Source organism: Cupriavidus sp. 05N39 (genome assembly GCF_056397325.1).
In genome coordinates, this window is record NZ_JBFTNE010000029.1 from 30,792 (window position 1) to 46,357 (window position 15,566).

13 protein-coding genes are annotated in these 15,566 nt (G+C 66.5%); 5 read left to right on the plus strand and 8 right to left on the minus strand.

The annotated features are described in order from the left end of the window. Nucleotides 1–61: 61 nt before the first annotated feature. The 3 genes from AC1DN0_RS16070 to AC1DN0_RS16080 are packed head-to-tail and all read left to right on the plus strand — an operon-like array spanning nucleotide 62 to nucleotide 2,548. On the plus strand, nucleotides 62–1,270 hold the full coding sequence (locus AC1DN0_RS16070; protein WP_441630598.1) for a beta-ketoacyl-[acyl-carrier-protein] synthase family protein: 1,209 nt from the start codon (nucleotides 62–64) through the stop codon (nucleotides 1,268–1,270). An 8-nt stretch (nucleotides 1,271–1,278) separates the two neighbouring features. Further along, nucleotides 1,279–2,082, plus strand: a complete 804-nt coding sequence (locus AC1DN0_RS16075; RefSeq protein ID WP_441630600.1) for a beta-ketoacyl synthase chain length factor — start codon at nucleotides 1,279–1,281, stop codon at nucleotides 2,080–2,082. A 4-nt stretch (nucleotides 2,083–2,086) separates the two neighbouring features. After that, complete coding sequence (locus AC1DN0_RS16080) at nucleotides 2,087–2,548, plus strand: ApeP family dehydratase (RefSeq protein WP_441630601.1); 462 nt, start codon at nucleotides 2,087–2,089, stop codon at nucleotides 2,546–2,548. Here AC1DN0_RS16080 and fahA read toward each other — a convergent pair. The 6 genes from fahA to AC1DN0_RS16110 all read right to left on the minus strand — a co-directional run bounded on the left by fahA (nucleotide 2,545) and on the right by AC1DN0_RS16110 (nucleotide 9,311). Beyond that, nucleotides 2,545–3,807, minus strand: coding sequence for a fumarylacetoacetase (gene fahA / locus AC1DN0_RS16085; RefSeq protein ID WP_441630603.1), 1,263 nt, complete (start codon nucleotides 3,805–3,807; stop codon nucleotides 2,545–2,547). The genes AC1DN0_RS16080 and fahA overlap by 4 nt on opposite strands. 82 nt (nucleotides 3,808–3,889) lie before the next feature. Further along, entirely contained in the window at nucleotides 3,890–5,230 is a 1,341-nt protein-coding gene (gene hmgA / locus AC1DN0_RS16090) for a homogentisate 1,2-dioxygenase (RefSeq protein WP_035862755.1), read from the minus strand. Between the two features lie 72 nt (nucleotides 5,231–5,302). Next, nucleotides 5,303–5,542 (minus strand): DUF2783 domain-containing protein, encoded by a 240-nt coding sequence (locus tag AC1DN0_RS16095; RefSeq protein ID WP_441630605.1) that lies wholly within the window; start codon nucleotides 5,540–5,542, stop codon nucleotides 5,303–5,305. Between the two features lie 20 nt (nucleotides 5,543–5,562). Continuing rightward, complete coding sequence (locus AC1DN0_RS16100; protein ID WP_441630607.1) at nucleotides 5,563–7,326, minus strand: FAD-dependent oxidoreductase; 1,764 nt, start codon at nucleotides 7,324–7,326, stop codon at nucleotides 5,563–5,565. A 94-nt stretch (nucleotides 7,327–7,420) separates the two neighbouring features. Then, nucleotides 7,421–8,380, minus strand: a complete 960-nt coding sequence (locus AC1DN0_RS16105; RefSeq protein ID WP_428178644.1) for an MBL fold metallo-hydrolase — start codon at nucleotides 8,378–8,380, stop codon at nucleotides 7,421–7,423. A 535-nt stretch (nucleotides 8,381–8,915) separates the two neighbouring features. Further along, nucleotides 8,916–9,311 carry a helix-turn-helix domain-containing protein gene (locus AC1DN0_RS16110; protein ID WP_081862071.1) on the minus strand — a complete coding sequence of 132 codons (396 nt, stop codon included), beginning with the start codon at nucleotides 9,309–9,311 and terminating at the stop codon, nucleotides 8,916–8,918. Nucleotides 9,312–9,576: 265 nt separating this feature from the next. Between AC1DN0_RS16110 and AC1DN0_RS16115 the strand changes: the two genes are divergently transcribed. Continuing rightward, nucleotides 9,577–10,185 (plus strand): TetR/AcrR family transcriptional regulator, encoded by a 609-nt coding sequence (locus AC1DN0_RS16115; RefSeq protein WP_477145842.1) that lies wholly within the window; start codon nucleotides 9,577–9,579, stop codon nucleotides 10,183–10,185. Between the two features lie 258 nt (nucleotides 10,186–10,443). Continuing rightward, the gene (locus AC1DN0_RS16120) at nucleotides 10,444–11,352 is read left to right on the plus strand and encodes an alpha/beta fold hydrolase (protein WP_441630649.1); all 909 of its coding nucleotides are present in this window, start codon (nucleotides 10,444–10,446) and stop codon (nucleotides 11,350–11,352) included. A 205-nt stretch (nucleotides 11,353–11,557) separates the two neighbouring features. Here AC1DN0_RS16120 and AC1DN0_RS16125 read toward each other — a convergent pair whose 3' ends face one another. Together AC1DN0_RS16125 and fdhF are read right to left on the minus strand one after the other, a co-directional pair. Then, entirely contained in the window at nucleotides 11,558–12,574 is a 1,017-nt protein-coding gene (locus AC1DN0_RS16125) for a zinc-binding alcohol dehydrogenase family protein (protein WP_477145843.1), read from the minus strand. Between the two features lie 143 nt (nucleotides 12,575–12,717). Beyond that, entirely contained in the window at nucleotides 12,718–15,555 is a 2,838-nt protein-coding gene (fdhF, locus tag AC1DN0_RS16130) for a formate dehydrogenase subunit alpha (RefSeq protein ID WP_441630615.1), read from the minus strand. Nucleotides 15,556–15,566: the final 11 nt, after the last annotated feature.

Below are 15,566 nucleotides of genomic sequence, written 5' to 3' on the forward strand. Positions count from 1 at the left end.
GGCTTGCCGACACAGGCCATTTGATACAATCGGCGCACCGCGCAAACGGATCCACAAAGCAGTGTCCCCCCTTCTTTTCTCGCACTACACAGCCACCAGTTGCCTAGGCCATGGCCTCGACGCCACACTGGCGGCCTTGCGCGCACAACGCGGCGGGCTGATTCCCTGCGAGTTCAGCGATATCAGGCTGGATACGTATATTGGTGAAGTCGCGCAGGTGGACGAGACGTCGCTACCCGCAGTGCTGGCTGAGTTCGACTGCCGCAACAACCGGCTGGCGCAACTGGGGCTGGAACAGGACGGCTTCGCGGAGCAGGTTCGCGCAAGCGTGGCCCGCTACGGCGCGCACCGGATCGGTGTGTTCCTTGGCACCAGCACTGCCGGCATCCTGCAGACCGAACTTGCGTACCGCCGACGCGACCCCGACACCGGTGCGCTGCCCGCGGATTTTCATTACCGCGGCAGCCACAGCCCCTACTCGCTGGCGGAATTCGTGCGGTGCTACTTCGGCCTGCGTGGGCCCGCGGCATCCATCTCCTCGGCCTGCTCGTCCGGTGCCAAAGTGTTCGCCTCGGCACGCCGCATGATCGAGGCGGGACTGATCGATGCTGCCGTGGTGGGTGGCGTCGATTCGCTGTGCCACACCACGCTGTACGGTTTCAATTCGCTGGAACTGGTATCCAGCCAGCCATGCCGCCCCTACGACGCGCACCGCAATGGCATCTCGATCGGCGAAGGCGCCGCGTTCGGCCTGCTGGAGCGCCTTCCCGCGGCAAGCGCCGCGCGCGCGAGCGAAGACATCCTGCTGCTGGGCATCGGCGAATCCAGCGATGCCCACCATATGTCAGCGCCGCACCCGCAGGGCCTGGGCGCCCGCATGGCGATGGCGCAGGCGCTGTCCAGCGCCGGCCTGACGCCGGCGCAGATCGACTACGTCAACCTGCACGGCACCGCCACGCGCAGCAATGACGCGGCCGAAGGCAAGGCCATGCTGGACCTGCTGCCCGCCGCGCCGTGCAGTTCGACCAAGGGCGCAACCGGCCACACGCTGGGCGCGGCCGGCGCCATCGAGGCGGTGATCTGCGCGCTGGCGCTGCGTCACGGCCTGCTGCCGGCGGGCATCAACACCACCGAGCCGGATCCCGAGTTGCCGCTCGACTACCTGCTGGAAAACCGCGAGCAGCCCGTGCACCGCGTACTGAGCAACGCCTTTGGCTTTGGCGGCTCCAACTGCAGCCTGTTGTTCGGGCGCGCCGATTCGCCAGGTTGAACCTATCCATGCAAGTGAGCGCATTCATCGAAGGCATCGGCCTGCTCGGACCCGGTTTCAAGGACTGGCCGCAAGGTGCCGCCGTACTTGCCGGCACGCTGCCCTATGTCGGCGAACCGACCGGGCTGCCACCACCGGCCGGCCTGCCACCGGCCGAACGGCGCCGCACCGGCCCCAGCGTCAAGCTGGCGCTGGGGCTTGGCCAGCAAGCCGCAGCGGCGAGCGGCATGGATGCGGCGGCCCTGCCAACCATATTCACCGCATCCAGCGGCGACGGCCACAACTATCACATGATCTGCGAAGCACTGGCCAGCGACGATCCGCTGATCTCGCCGACGCGCTTCCACAACTCAGTGCATAACGCAGCGGCGGGCTACTGGGGCATCGCCTCCGGTGCCATGGCAGCGTCCAATGTGCTGTGCGCCCGCGACGGCAGTTTCGGCGCCGGTCTGCTGGACGCCCTGTGCCAGGTGGCGGTGGACCGCGAAGCGTGCATGCTGATCGCCTACGACACGGACTACCCGGAGCCGCTGCGCAGCCATCGGCCGATCCCGGACGCGTTCGGCCTGGCGCTGGTGCTGCTGCCCGAGCCGACCCCGCGTTCACTCGCGCGCCTCGACGTCACGCTGGCCGAAGCCCCGGCCAGCCGGATGGCGGACCCCGCGCTGGAACGGTTGCGCCAGGGCGTGCCCGCGGCGCGGGCCCTGCCCCTGCTGCAGGCGCTGGCGCAGGGCGGCCCGCGCGAGGTGGTGATCGACTATCTGGATGATCTGCGCCTGCGGGTGGCCGTTACCCCGGCGGCGGCGGCATAACGCCATGCATCCCGACGCGGCACCGCTGGGGCGCGCGTGGATCGCGGCGCATATACCGCATCAGGGCACCATGTGCCTGCTGGACACCGTGCTCGACTGGAGCCCGGAGTTCATCCGCTGCGAAGCCAGCAGCCATACCCACCCGGACAATCCGCTGCGCGCCCACGGACGCCTGGCGGCCGTTTGCGGCATCGAATACGCCGCGCAGGCCATGGCCGCGCACGGCGCCGCCTTGCAACAGCCGGCGCAGCGCCCGCGCGTGGGCTACCTCGCCAGCGTGCGCAAGCTGGACCTGCGCGTGGCGCGCCTTGACGATATCGCCGCGCCGCTGCTGGTGGAGGCCCACCGCATCGGCGGCAGCGAGAACAACATCCTCTATGCCTTTGAAGTCAGCGCGGCCGGCCAGTTGCTGCTGGCCGGCCGCGCCGCGGTCATCCTGGATGTCCCGCTGGGCCCGGCCGCTTAGCGCGCCGGCAGGATCTTGCCGGCCACTTCGCCAAACCCGACCCGATAACCGTCGCCCTGGCACCAGCCGGCCATGACCACTTCGTCGCCGTCTTCCAGGAAGCCACGCTTGCCGCCGTCGGCCAGCGCTACCGGCTCGGCACCGTTGCGGGTCAGCTCCAGCAGGCTGCCATAGGAATCCGGCGTGGTGCCGCTGATGGTGCCGGAGCCCATCAGGTCCCCCACGCGGACATTGCAGCCCGACACCGTGTGGTGGGCCAGTTGCTGCACCATGGTCCAGTACATGGCCTTGAAGTTGGTGCGGCAGACGGTGGTGGCATGCTCGGCGCCTTCCGGGCGCAGGGAGACTTCCAGCGCGATGTCGTAGGCATTGCGCTCCGGCTGCTGCAGGTATTCCAGCGGCTCGGGCGACTGCACCGGATTGTCGCGGCGGAACGGCTCGAGCGCGTCCATCGTCACCACCCACGGCGAGATCGAGGTGCCGAAGCCTTTACTGTTGAACGGGCCCAGCGGCACATATTCCCACTGCTGGATATCGCGCGCGCTCCAGTCGTTGAGGATCACCATGCCGAAGATATGCCCGGCCGCAGCGGCGGTGGTGACCGGCTCGCCAAGCGTCGACGGCTTGCCGACGATAAAAGCCATTTCCAGTTCGTAATCGAGCTTCTGGCAGGCCGTGAAGATCGGGCGCGGCGCGTTGGGCGGCTTGATCTGCCCCTTGGGACGGTGCAGCGCCGTGCCGCTCACCACCACCGAACTGGCGCGGCCGTTGTAGCCGATGGGAATCTCCAGCCAGTTGGGCAGAAGCGCATTGTCCGGATCGCGGAACATGCGGCCAACATTGGTGGCGTGCTCGCGCGAGGAGTAGAAATCCGTATAGCCGGGGATGTCCACGGGCAAGTGCAAGGTGGCCCAGGCCATCGGCACCAGGGCTTGCTCGTGCAAGGCGGATTTTGGACGCAGGATGGTGTCGTCCGCCGACAGCAAAGCCGTCAGGCGCTGTCGGGTTTCGGTCCAGGCCGGCTTGCCGAGCGCGATGAAGGCGTTAAGCGTGGCGCCGCCGAACACGCCCTTCACCGCGGCTGGCAACAGGCCTTCCGCATCCAGCACGGACAGGTCGAGAATCAGGTCGCCGATGGCGACACCCACGCGCGGGCCCTGCCCGTTCGGGGAAAAGATGCCGTAGGGAAGGTTCTGCAGCGGGAAATGCGTAATGCCATCGTTGGCGGAATCGATCCAACTCTGCTGGACGGTAGTCATCGGGGGCTCCGGAAGGGAATGACAAAAGGTGCCGGCGGCTTCGGCCGCGCGCGCACCCGCAAGACGAAATCGTTGGTCGGAATCAGCGCTGGCCGGGGTTGAAATGCTTCTTCAATCCTTGCCAGCACGTGTAGTAGTCGGCCTGCAACTGGGCCGACTTCGCCGCATACGGCGTCGGCCGGATCACGGCCGGCGTCTCGAACATGAAGGCCATGGTATCGCTGATGTGGTGCGGCTGCGAAGTATCCCCGGTGGTGGCCTTGGCGAAGGTCTCGGCATCCGGGCCGTGACCGGTCATGCAGTTGTGCAGGCTGGCGCCGCCGGGCGCGAAGCCATCGGCCTTGGCGTCGTAGACGCCCTCGACCAGGCCCATGAATTCGCTGGCGATATTGCGGTGGAACCAGGGCGGGCGGAAGGTGTTCTGCGCCGCCAGCCAGCGCGGGCCGAAGATGACGAAATCGATGGTATCCACGCCCGGCGTGTCGGAGGGGCTTTGCAGCACCAGGAAGATCGACGGATCCGGGTGGTCGAAGCTGATCGAGCCGATCGTGTTGAAGTGGCGCAGGTCGTACTTGTACGGCGCGTAGTTGCCGTGCCAGGCCACCACGTCCAGCGGCGAGTGCCCGATCGATGCGCGCCACAGGTTGCCCTGGAATTTCGCCACCAGTTCGAAATCGCCTTCGCGATCCTCATACCAGGCGTGCGGCGTCAGGAAGTCGCGCGGATTGGCCAGGCCGTTGGAGCCGATCACGCCCAGGTCCGGCAGGCGGAACAAGGCACCGTAGTTCTCGCAGATATAGCCGCGCGCTTCGCCGTCCGGCAACTCCACGCGGAAACGCACGCCGCGCGGCACCACCACGATCTCCTGCGGCTCCACGTCCAGCACGCCCATCTCGGTGGCCACGCGCAGCCTGCCCTGCTGCGGCACGATCAGCATTTCGCCATCGGCGTTATAGAAGAAGCGATCCGTCATCGACCGGTTGGCCAGGTACAGGTGGATGCCGCAACCCGACATGGCCTCCGGGCTGCCGTTGCCGGCCATGGTGACGATGCCGTCGACAAAGTCGGTCGGCTCGGTGGGCATGGCCGGCGGGCTCCAGCGCATCTGGTTGGGCGAAGGCTGCACGGCATCGAAGCGGCTGACGATGCGCGACTGCTCGACCAGCGTGAACGGCTCGTGCATGGCCGCCGGGCGGATGCGATAGCACCAGCTGCGCCGGTTGTGCGCGCGCGGCGCCGTAAAGGCGGTGCCGGAGATCTGTTCGGCGTAGAGGCCATAGGGCGCGCGCTGGGGTGAGTTCTGCGCCACCGGCAATGCGCCGGGCAGAGCCTCGGTGGCAAACTCGTTGGCAAAACCCGACTGGTAGCCGGGCGTACCGTGGTCCGGCGCTTTGCCCGGAACGTTCAGTTGCGTCTGCGTCATGTCTTGTGTCTTCCTCTTGCGCTTACGATTTACGATGACTCTCGGTTTCTTGAAATGCGGCTGGGCGCGGCATCAGGCTGCGGCCGCCGGGTCGGTGGCGGGCTGGACGACAGCCCGTGCGAGCACGCCCGCACGGGCGAGCTCCATGGCTTCCTGCAGGATGGCAAGGTCGCCGATGTGGTTGGCCAGCAGCAGGATGAGCTGCGCGTTGGCGGACTGGCTCTGGGCGTCGGAAAGGTCGCGATGCATCTCGATCAGCGCCTCGTAGAAGTCGTCCGGGCGGGCCAGGTTGGGTTCAGTGTTCAGCGGCATCAGCATGTCTCCCTAACGTCTCAGGCCACGGTCGTGGCCGCGGCAATACGTTCGTCACCGGCGGCGCCGTCTTCCTGCCAGCCGAGCGCCCGCCGCAACGCGGCTTGCACCTGGCCGGCATCGAATGCCCGCCAGCGCGCGCACACGTGCTGGTCAGGCCGCAGCAGGTAGACCGTGCCCGGCCGCCCGTCGTAGCGGCGCGCCAGCAGGCCTTCGCTATCCTCGAACAAGCGCACGCCGGCAGGTGCGCCGGGCGTCTCGCCGCCACCTGCCGGGACCACGCACAGCACTGCCAGCCGGACCTGTCCGCAGGCCAGCGCCTGCAAGGCGGTCAGCGCCAGTGCCGGCAAAGCGCCCGCGTCCGCGAAGACCATCGCGGCGAACTGGCTGCCCAGCTGGCGCAAAAGCCACGCGGCCTGGCCGTCCACCTTCACCGGCGCATCGGCGCACGACATGCCTGGCGCCATCAGCCCCGTGAACTTCGCCTCGCCCTGCTCGTCGGCCGCATCCGGCGTGTTGAGCGGGGACGCGTGCAACACCGCCGGCACCGACAGCCGCCCGCTGTTGACGAGCTGGCGGGCAAAACCGTGCTGCCGTGCCAGCGTCAGCACGGCGTCGCGGAAGACGCGGCTTATGGGTGTCTTGGGCGTGATGAAATCGGTAGAGCGAGTTGAGTGGCGGATATTCTCGTCGGCGGCGTGCTCGCGCTCGCTGGCGTAGCTATCCAGCAAGGCATCCGGCGCGCTGCCCGCCAGCACCAGCCCAAGCTTCCAGGCGAGGTTCTCCGCGTCCTGCACGCCGCTGTTGGCGCCACGCGCCCCGAAAGGGGAAACGCGGTGCGCGGCATCGCCCGCGAACAGCACGCGGCCATGGCGGAAGCGATCCATGCGCTGGCAGGAGAAGGTATAGACACTGACCCACTCCAGTGCAAATTCGACACCATCGCCCAGCAACGCCTGGATGCGGGGGATTACCCGTTCCGGCTGCTTTTCCAGCTCCGGATCGGCGTCCCAGCCAAGCTGGAAATCGATGCGCCAGACATTGTCCGGCTGTCGATGCACCAGCACCGACTGGTTTCGGTTGAACGGCGGATCGAACCAGAACCAGCGCTCGCTCGGGAAGGGCGCCGCCATCTTCACATCGGCAATCAGGAAGCGGTCATGGAAGACGCGCCCCTTGCTTTCCAGGCCCATCGCATGGCGGACCGGGCTGCGTGCGCCGTCGGCCACCACCACGTAGCGGGCCTGCAGGGCATAGTTGCCATCGGGCGTTTCCACATCCAGCGTCACCACGTCGCCATCTTGCGTGAGCCCCGCCACGCGATGCTTCCAGCGGATCGCCAGGTTGGCCAGTTCGGCCGTGCGCTCCACCAGATAACCTTCCACATAGTATTGCTGCAGGTTGATAAAGGCCGGCCGGCCGTGCCCGCACTCGGGCAGCAGGTCGAAGCTGTAGACCAGCTCCTGGTCGAAGAAGATCTTGCCGACGTTCCAGCTCACGCCCTTGTCCACCATGCGCTGGCCGCAACCGAGGCGGTCGAAGATTTCCAGCGTGCGCTTGGCGAAGCAGATCGCGCGCGAGCCGGTGGAGAGCGTGCAGTCGTCGTCCAGCAGCACGACAGGCACACCCTGCTGGGCCAGGTCGATTGCCGTGGCCAACCCGACCGGGCCGGCCCCGATCACCACGACGGGATGGACCGGATGGCCGCCGGCGCCTGGCCGCGGCGCACTCTGCTCTGCGCAAGGCTGGTACGCGAAGGTACAGGCCTGGTAATTGGTTTCCATCTTGTCTCCATCCTCCAGCCATGACCGCTGGCGCGGTTCTCTCGGCAACGCTGCGGGTGGGCCGCGCTGCCGGCATGCCATCCCCGGCCGCGCGCTACTCCTGCAGCGCCGCCCACATATCCTTGTCACGCTGCGCGGTCCAGATACGCGGATGCTTGATGCCGCTGGCCTCGTCGTAGGCACGCGCCACGTCAAAGGGCAGGCAGTGCTCATAGATAAAGACCTGCCCGAACTTGTCGTCCATGGCAGCGCGGGTATGCGCCATGGCGCCCTTCAGGTCGAGCTTCTGCGCCACGGCTTCCTTGCCTCGCTGCAGCAGCGTGCTGACGAAGTCGCGCGTGTAGTCCAGGCCGCGCCCCACCAGTTCGGGATCGGTGAGCGCCGGGCCTCGGCCGGGGATCAGCGCCACCGGGTCCAGTGCGCGCAGCGCTTCCAGCGTAGCCGGCCATTCCTCGAGCTGCGCGTCGCCGCAATAGCAGGCCGCGTCGTACTCGACGAGGTCGCCGGAAAACAGGATCTTCTGCGACGGAATCCACACCACGGTATCGCCCTTGGTGTGACCGGCTCCGAGGTGCATGACCTTGACTTCGAGCGTGCCCAGGTACAACGTCAATTCGCGCTCGAACACCACGTTGGGCCAGGTCAGTCCAGGCACGGTCTCGACACCCGCGAACAGCCGCGGGAAACGCTCGATCTCGGACTTCATGTCGGCTTCGCCGCGCTCCACGATCATCTCGTAGGTGCCGCGGCTGGCGATCACGTTTTGCGCACCTTCCCTGAAGTAGGCCGAAGCGCCCAGCACCCGCACAGCGTGATAGTGCGACAGCACCACATGCTTGATGGGCTTGTCGGTAACAGCGCGGATGCGGGCAATCAGGTCCTGCGCCATTGCCGGCGTAGCGGTCGTATCCACGATCAGCACACTGTCGTCGCCGATGATCACGCCGGAATTCGGATCGCCTTCCGCGGTATACGCGTAAGCGTTCTCCGACAGCTTGGTGAAGGTGACCTGCTTTTCCTGCAGATCCGCCTGCGATGCAAAGGCCTTGCTCATGGCTGCTCCTGTCTCGTTCTTTCTAGTGGCGCCTGGTGAATTACACCGCCGGTGCGCTTCCAGCATTCTGGCGGGCTGGTAACATCACCTTAAATTACACAATCCGTAATTCATTTACCATATCGTAATCCGAGCCTGCGGACGTGTCAAACCCGCATCCTGCTCGCAGACCGGCTGACGGCCGAGAAATCCGGATGGCTCAGGCTTCTAGGTTAGGCGTGAAATACAGCGACGGGAGCACGGCGCGGCACGAGACAGCACGTGACGAGGCGGTGCGCGGAGATGCTCAGGCGTATACGGAGAACACGGGAGAACACGGGGAGAACGCCGGAAGGCGGCGGGCAATAGCCGACAGGCCAGCCACGGCGCAGGGGCCGAAGCCGTCAAAAGAGGGCAAGCGTCAGCCAGCCAGGCTGGCACCAGGCCATGCCAGGCAGGCGGGCAAAACTCCTTCAGCGGGCACAGGGGGGTGTGCCCGCTGAAGGTATGGCAAGCGTGCGCCGGCCCGTCCCGAAAGCGGGACCAGCACGAACACTCAGGCTGGCTTGTGACCTTCGCCCGGGCCCGACGCGAAGCCCGTGCTGACCGGGGTGGCCGGTGCAGGGCTGGTGGCGGCGGTGGGTGTCGCGGCAGGCGCCTGTCCGGCCATGGAAGCGGCCGTGACACCGCCATTGCGGCTGGCAATAAATGCGTTGACGTCTGCTGCAAGATGCTGGGGAGCCAGCACCACTTCCAGGCCCAGCGCCTCGCAAGCCGCTAGGAAAGTCGACATGCGGGGGTCGGCTTGACCCGATTCGGCCCGCAAGTAGGCTTCCCGGGAGATCCCGGCCTTACGGGCGACGTCTTCCTGCTTGAGCTTTCGCGCTCGGCGCAACGCCCGCAGTTGCCGGAACGGTTCGCTAGCGCCTCTAGGCACGGCTGTACTGTTCATGTCGGTCTCCAGTCACCAGTGAAAAAAAAGTGCGCGGACGTGCATTCGAGTATAGAGCACGCAAAGCGTTCCGTATGTAATCAGCGCAACACTTTGTGCAGATTTCTTGAGAGTACCTGAAGCAGGCATATCCACGCCTGTCAATAGGTCCAATAAAGCACAATTTTCTGCCTCCGTGGTGACATAACGGACGGCCGGGATTTAGGTTGACGAGAGCGCACTAACACAATATTGACAAACCGACCGGTCGTGCTATTCTTGCCGAATGCAAAAAGGTCAACTCACCCGCGCAGCCATCATCGAGCAAGCCCTGGACACTGCCGCGCAGGTGGGGTTCGAGCAGTTATCGCTCGCCACGCTGGCGGCCGACACCAGTATGTCGAAAAGTGGGTTGTATGCCCACTTCAAGTCCAAGGAGGCATTGCAGGAAGCCGTCCTGGCGTTGGCCCTAGAGCGCTTCTCCGATGTCGTCATCCGGCCGGCCATGCGTCAGCCGAGGGGCTCGCGGCGGGTGCAAGCCCTCTTCGAAGGCTACATGCTCTGGCTTGGCGGATCCGTCAACAGGGGCCGCTGCCTGTTCATGGCGCTGGGCCAGGAATACCGCGACCGCCCAGGCACCATCAGGGATCAGGTGGTGCAATCGCTGAAGGACTGGCACAGCCTCATCGCCCGGGCCGTGACCGACGCCATCGAGGAAGGCGACCTTTCCCAAGCGCAAGACGCGCGGCAATTCGCCTTCGAGATGGTTGGCATCGGCAYGTCGTTTCAGCAGTCTTTCAAGCTGCTGGGCCGTGAGGACACCGAGATCATGGCGCGCCGTGCCTTCGAAGCCCTGCTCAGGCGTGCCGAGGTGGCGCAACCGGAGCGCAAGTAGCGCGGCACTTACGGGACCGCCTGCGAGACGCCGCGACGCCGCATGAGATAAATCAGGGCGAAATACGGGACGACCGGACGTCGTCTTTTTTTGAAATAAAAAATAGCACGACTGGTCGGTCTTACCGGATGCCACGGCCCCCGAAACCGCAGACCCCACTCAGGACATTGCAAATATTTGCTGGAGATGCCCGCCGTGACGCAAGCGACTTACCCATCCACCAAAACCCGGCAAGCCGCGCCGGTACCAAGCAGCCCGATGCGCTGGGCGCGCCTTGGCTGGCAACTGGCCGGCCTCCTCTACCCCGCCGGCGCCGCGCGCGCGCTGGAACGCGCCTGGTTCCGCCCCCCCCATGGCAAAGCCCCCGATGGCGCGGGCCGGGAGTTGCTTGCCCGTGCCCGCGTTGACTGGGCATTGGTGACCGGCCAGGGAGCGAGCCGGCGTGTGCGTGTCTATCGCTGGGGCAGCGAGGGCCCCACGGTGTTGCTGGCCCACGGCTGGGGCGGCCATGCGGCGCAATGGCAGCCCCTGGTCGCGCCGCTGCTGGCCGCAGGCATGCGCGTGGTGGCCTTCGACGCGCTATCGCACGGCGGCTCCGACGCGGGCGCGCGTGGCACTGGCCAGAGCTCCGTCGTGGAAATGTCGCGCGCGCTGCTGGCCACGGCATGGCATGCCGGACCGGTCCACGCCGTGATCGCGCATTCGCTCGGCAGCGCCGCACTGGCGCTGGCCATGCGCGAAGGCCTGCACCTGCAGGCTGCCGTGATGATCGGCCCGCCGGCGGACATGCACAACGCCGCCGCGGCATTGGCCTGGCGGCTGGGCATTGGCCCCGGTGTGCTCGCGCGCATGCAGCGCAACAGCGAGCGCTGGCTGGGCATGCCGTGGTCGGCCTTCAACGTCCCCGCGCTCGGCAACGCCGTGCCGGTCCCACCGACCCTGGTGATCCACGACCGCCAGGACAAGGAAGTGGGTTGGGAAAACGGCGCGGCAATTGCCGGCGCCTGGCCCGGTGCGCAACTGATGGCCACGGACGGGCTCGGGCATCGCCGCGTGCTACATGACGCAGCTGTCATCGCGCGCATGGTGGCGTTCATCGGCGGCACTGTCGGCACATCGTCCCTCGGTGTGCCGGCGCGCATGGCCGAGGTCGAAGCCCAAGCCTGAACCTGGACCGGCCAAACTAGCGGGAAACTGCCCCTCCTCGCCAGTTCGCCGCAGCAATCCTGTCGGCTAAGTGGGTATGTGGCATGCCACATACCCACTATTGGTGGCTGGGGAAAATTCCTGGCGGTTAATTGCTTATCGGACAGAAAACGCTGGCCGGCGTGCCGGCCAGCCCCCCGTTGCCAGACCGCCCGCCAGCCTCCCATCAAAACCCTTCGAGTACCAGCTTGCCTATTGTCTGCCCGCTCTCCAGGATGGCGTGGGCCCGGCGCAGGTTGGCCGCATCGATACGCCCGAGGTGCTCCCCCAGCGTGGTCTCCAGCCGGCCGGCATCGACCAGCCGCGCCACCTCGTTAAGCAGCCGGTGCTGCTCGACCATGTCCGGCGTGCCGAACATCGAGCGGGTGAACATGAACTCCCACACAAACGTGGCGCTCTTGCTCTTCAGGTCGCCCACGGCCAGTTCGCCGCTGTTCTCCACGATCGAGCAGATCTTGCCTTGCGGGGYGATCACGCTTGCCATGGTGCCGAAGTGGCGGTCGGTATCGTTGAAGCAAAGGATGTAATCGACTTCGGCAAACCCGAGGCTGCGTAGTTGCGCGGGCATGTCGCCGCGATGGTCGATGGTGTGGTCGGCACCGAGCTTGCGGCACCAGGCGGCCGACTCGGGCCGCGACGCCGTGGCGATGACGGTCAGCCCCGCCAGGGTCCTGGCCAACTGGATGCCGATGGAGCCCACGCCCCCTGCCCCGCCGATCACGAGCACGGAACGCCCCGCGTGCTCGCCCCGGGGCGACACGCCCAGGCGATCGAACAAGGCTTCCCAGGCCGTGATCGCAGTCAGCGGCAAGGCCGCGGCATGAGCAAAGTCGAGCGAGGCGGGCTTATGGCCGACGATGCGCTCGTCGACGAGGTGGAACTCGCTATTGGCGCCGGGCCGGGTAATGCTGCCAGCGTAGAAGACCGGATCGCCCACCTTGAACAGCGTCACATCCGGCCCGACCGCGGCGACCGTGCCGGCGGCATCCCATCCCAGGACGCGCACGGCGGGCTCCACCTTGTCTTTCGGGGCCCGTACCTTGGTATCCACGGGATTGACTGAAATCGCCGCCACCTTGACCAACAGGTCGCGGCCTTCAGGCACGGGGGTTGCAATCTCGACATCGACCAGGGATTGCGGGTCGTCGACCGGAAGGTAACGGGTCAGGCCAACAGCTTTCATTGCAGGGCTCCTTCAAGCAGGTTCTCAGCGGCGCGGGACCGCGCCATGACCATAGCGTAGTCCCGTCTGCCTGCATTGATTAGCCGGAAAATACAACAATCAATTTCCCGAAAATCCGGAAAATGGCCAAGCGTCGCCCTACCCTATTGCGTCGTCCCCGGAATCGTCCCCGCCAGGATCTGCCCGCCTCCGTAGCTGGACTGCCGCGGCATCTCTCCGCCCAGCATCATCCGGATCGCGCAGTACTTGAATTCCGGGATCTTGCCAAAAGGATCCAGCGCCGCATTGGTGAGTTTGTTGATGGCGGCCTCGTAGTAGCAGAACGGCACGAACACGGCACCGCGCGGGGTGCCATCGTCCGCGCGCGCGAACAGCGATACCTGCCCCCGGCGCGAAGCCAGCGTCACCAGGTCGCCGGGCTGGCCGCCGAGCGCGGCGAGGTCGAGGGGATGCACCAGCGCCACCGGTTCCGGCTCGATCGCGTCCAGCACGCCGGCGCGCCGCGTCATGCTGCCGGTGTGCCAGTGCTCCAGTTGCCGCCCGGTGATCAGCACCGTCGGGTATTCCTCGTCGGGCCGCTCGGCGGCGGGAATGATGTCGGCGGGCACGAAGCGGGCCTTGCCCGTCGCGGTGGGAAACGCGTCGGTGAAGATCACGGGCTCGCCGGGATCGCCTTCGGCACGGCAGGGGTAGGTCACCGCGTTCTCGCGCTGCAGGCGCTCCCAGGTAATGCCGCCGATGCTGGGCATGGCGTGGCGCATCTCATCGAACACATCGGCCACGCTCGCGTACGGCCAGTCCAGCCCGAGCCTGGCCGCCATCTGCTGGATGATCCACAGGTCCTGGCGCGCCTGCCCTGGCGGATCGATCGCCTGGCGCCCGAGCTGCACGGTGCGGTCCGTGTTGGTAAAGGTGCCGGTTTTTTCCGGAAACGCCGATGCCGGCAGCACCACGTCGGCCAGGTAGGCCGTCTCCGTCAGGAAGATATCCTGCACCACCAGGTGGTCCAGCGCCGCCAGCGCCTCGCGCGCATGGCGGGCGTCGGGATCGGACATGGCCGGATTCTCGCCCATGATGTACATGCCGCGTACTTCGCCGCGCTCGATGGCCTGCATGACTTCGACAACGGTCAGCCCCGGCTGGTGGTCCAGCGGCACGCCCCACAGCGACTCGAAACGGGTAATGGCCTCGGGATCGTCGACGCGCTGGTAGTCCGGGTACATCATCGGGATCAGGCCGGCGTCGGAAGCGCCCTGCACGTTGTTCTGCCCGCGCAGCGGATGCAGCCCCGTGCCCGGCCGGCCGATCTGCCCCGTCATCAGCGCCAGCGCGATCAGGCAACGGGCATTGTCGGTGCCGTGCACGTGCTGGGAGATGCCCATTCCCCAGAGAATCATCGAGGCTTTGGCAGTGGCATACATGCGCGCCACATAACGGATGGTGTCGGCATCGATGCCGCAGATGGGCGCCATCGCCTCCGGGCTGTAGGCGGCCACATTGCGCAGCAGTTCGTCGTAGCCGATGGTGCGGCTGGCGATGAACGCCTTGTCGACCAGCCCGTCATCCACGATGACATGCATCATCGCGTTGAGCAGCGCCACATCGGTATCGGGCTGGAATTGCAGGAAACGATGGGCGAAGCGGGCCAGGTCGGAGCGGCGCGGATCGGCCACGATCAGCCTGGTGCCGTTCTTCACCGCGTTCTTGATCCAGCTCGCCGCCACCGGATGATTGACGGAGGGATTGGCGCCGATCACGATCACCACTTCGGCGCGAGCCACATCCATCACCGGGTTGGACACCGCGCCCGAGCCGATCCCTTCAAGCAGCGCCGCCACCGACGAGGCATGGCAAAGCCGCGTGCAATGGTCCACGTTATTGCTGCCGAAGCCGGTGCGCACCAGCTTCTGGAACAGGTAAGCCTCTTCGTTGCTGCCCTTGGCGGAACCGAAGCCGGCCAGCGCGCGCTTGCCGTGCGTATCGCGAATGCCTGCCAGCTTGCCGCCCGCGAGCGCGAGCGCCTCTTCCCAGCTGGCTTCGCGGAATACGTCCATCACGCGTTCGGGGTCCATCACGAAATCGCCGCGCTTGGGGACACCCTCGCGCCGCACCAGCGGCACGGTGAGCCGGTGCGGATGCTGCGCGTAGTCGAAACCGTAGCGGCCCTTCACGCACAGGCGCTTCTGGTTGGCCGGGCCGTCGCGTCCCTCGACAAACAGGATGCGGTTGTCCTTGACGTTGTAGGTGAGCTGGCAGCCCACGCCGCAATACGGGCAGACCGAATCCACCTGGCGCTCCGGCACCGGCAGCGCCGCGTCGCGCGCGGGCATCAGCGCGCCGGTCGGACAGGCCTGCACGCACTCCCCGCAGGCCACGCAGGTGGAAGCGCCCATCGGATCGTCCATGTCGAACACAATCGCGGCGTGGTCGCCGCGAAAGGCCAGGCCGATCACATCGTTGACCTGCTCGTCGCGGCAGGCGCGCACGCAGCGGGTGCACTGGATGCAGGCATCGAGATTGACGGCGATGGCCGGATGGGACAAGTCCGCCGGCACCGCGGCGCGCGGCGCAAAGCGCGGCTTGCCGACTGCCAGCCGCGCGGACCACTGGTCCAGTTCGTTGTTGCGCGTGTAGTGCGCCTCGGACATATCGGATTGCAGCAACTCCAGCACCATGCGCTGCGCGCGCACCGCGCGCTCCGAGCCGGTCTCGACGTCCATGCCCTGAGCCGGGTAACGGCAGCAAGACGGCGCCAGCACGCGCTCGCCCTTGATCTCCACCATGCAGGCGCGGCAGTTGCCGGCGGTGTCCAGGCCGTCCTTGTAGCACAGGTGCGGCACGTCAAAGCCCTCGCGCTGCGCCACCTTGAGCAGGCTCTCGCCCGGCCTTGCGGAGACTTCCCGGCCATTCAGGCGAAAAGTCACCGTGGTGCTGGAGGAGGCTTCGACTTGCGCACGTTCGGCGCGGGTCAGTGCATTCATATCGTCCTCGC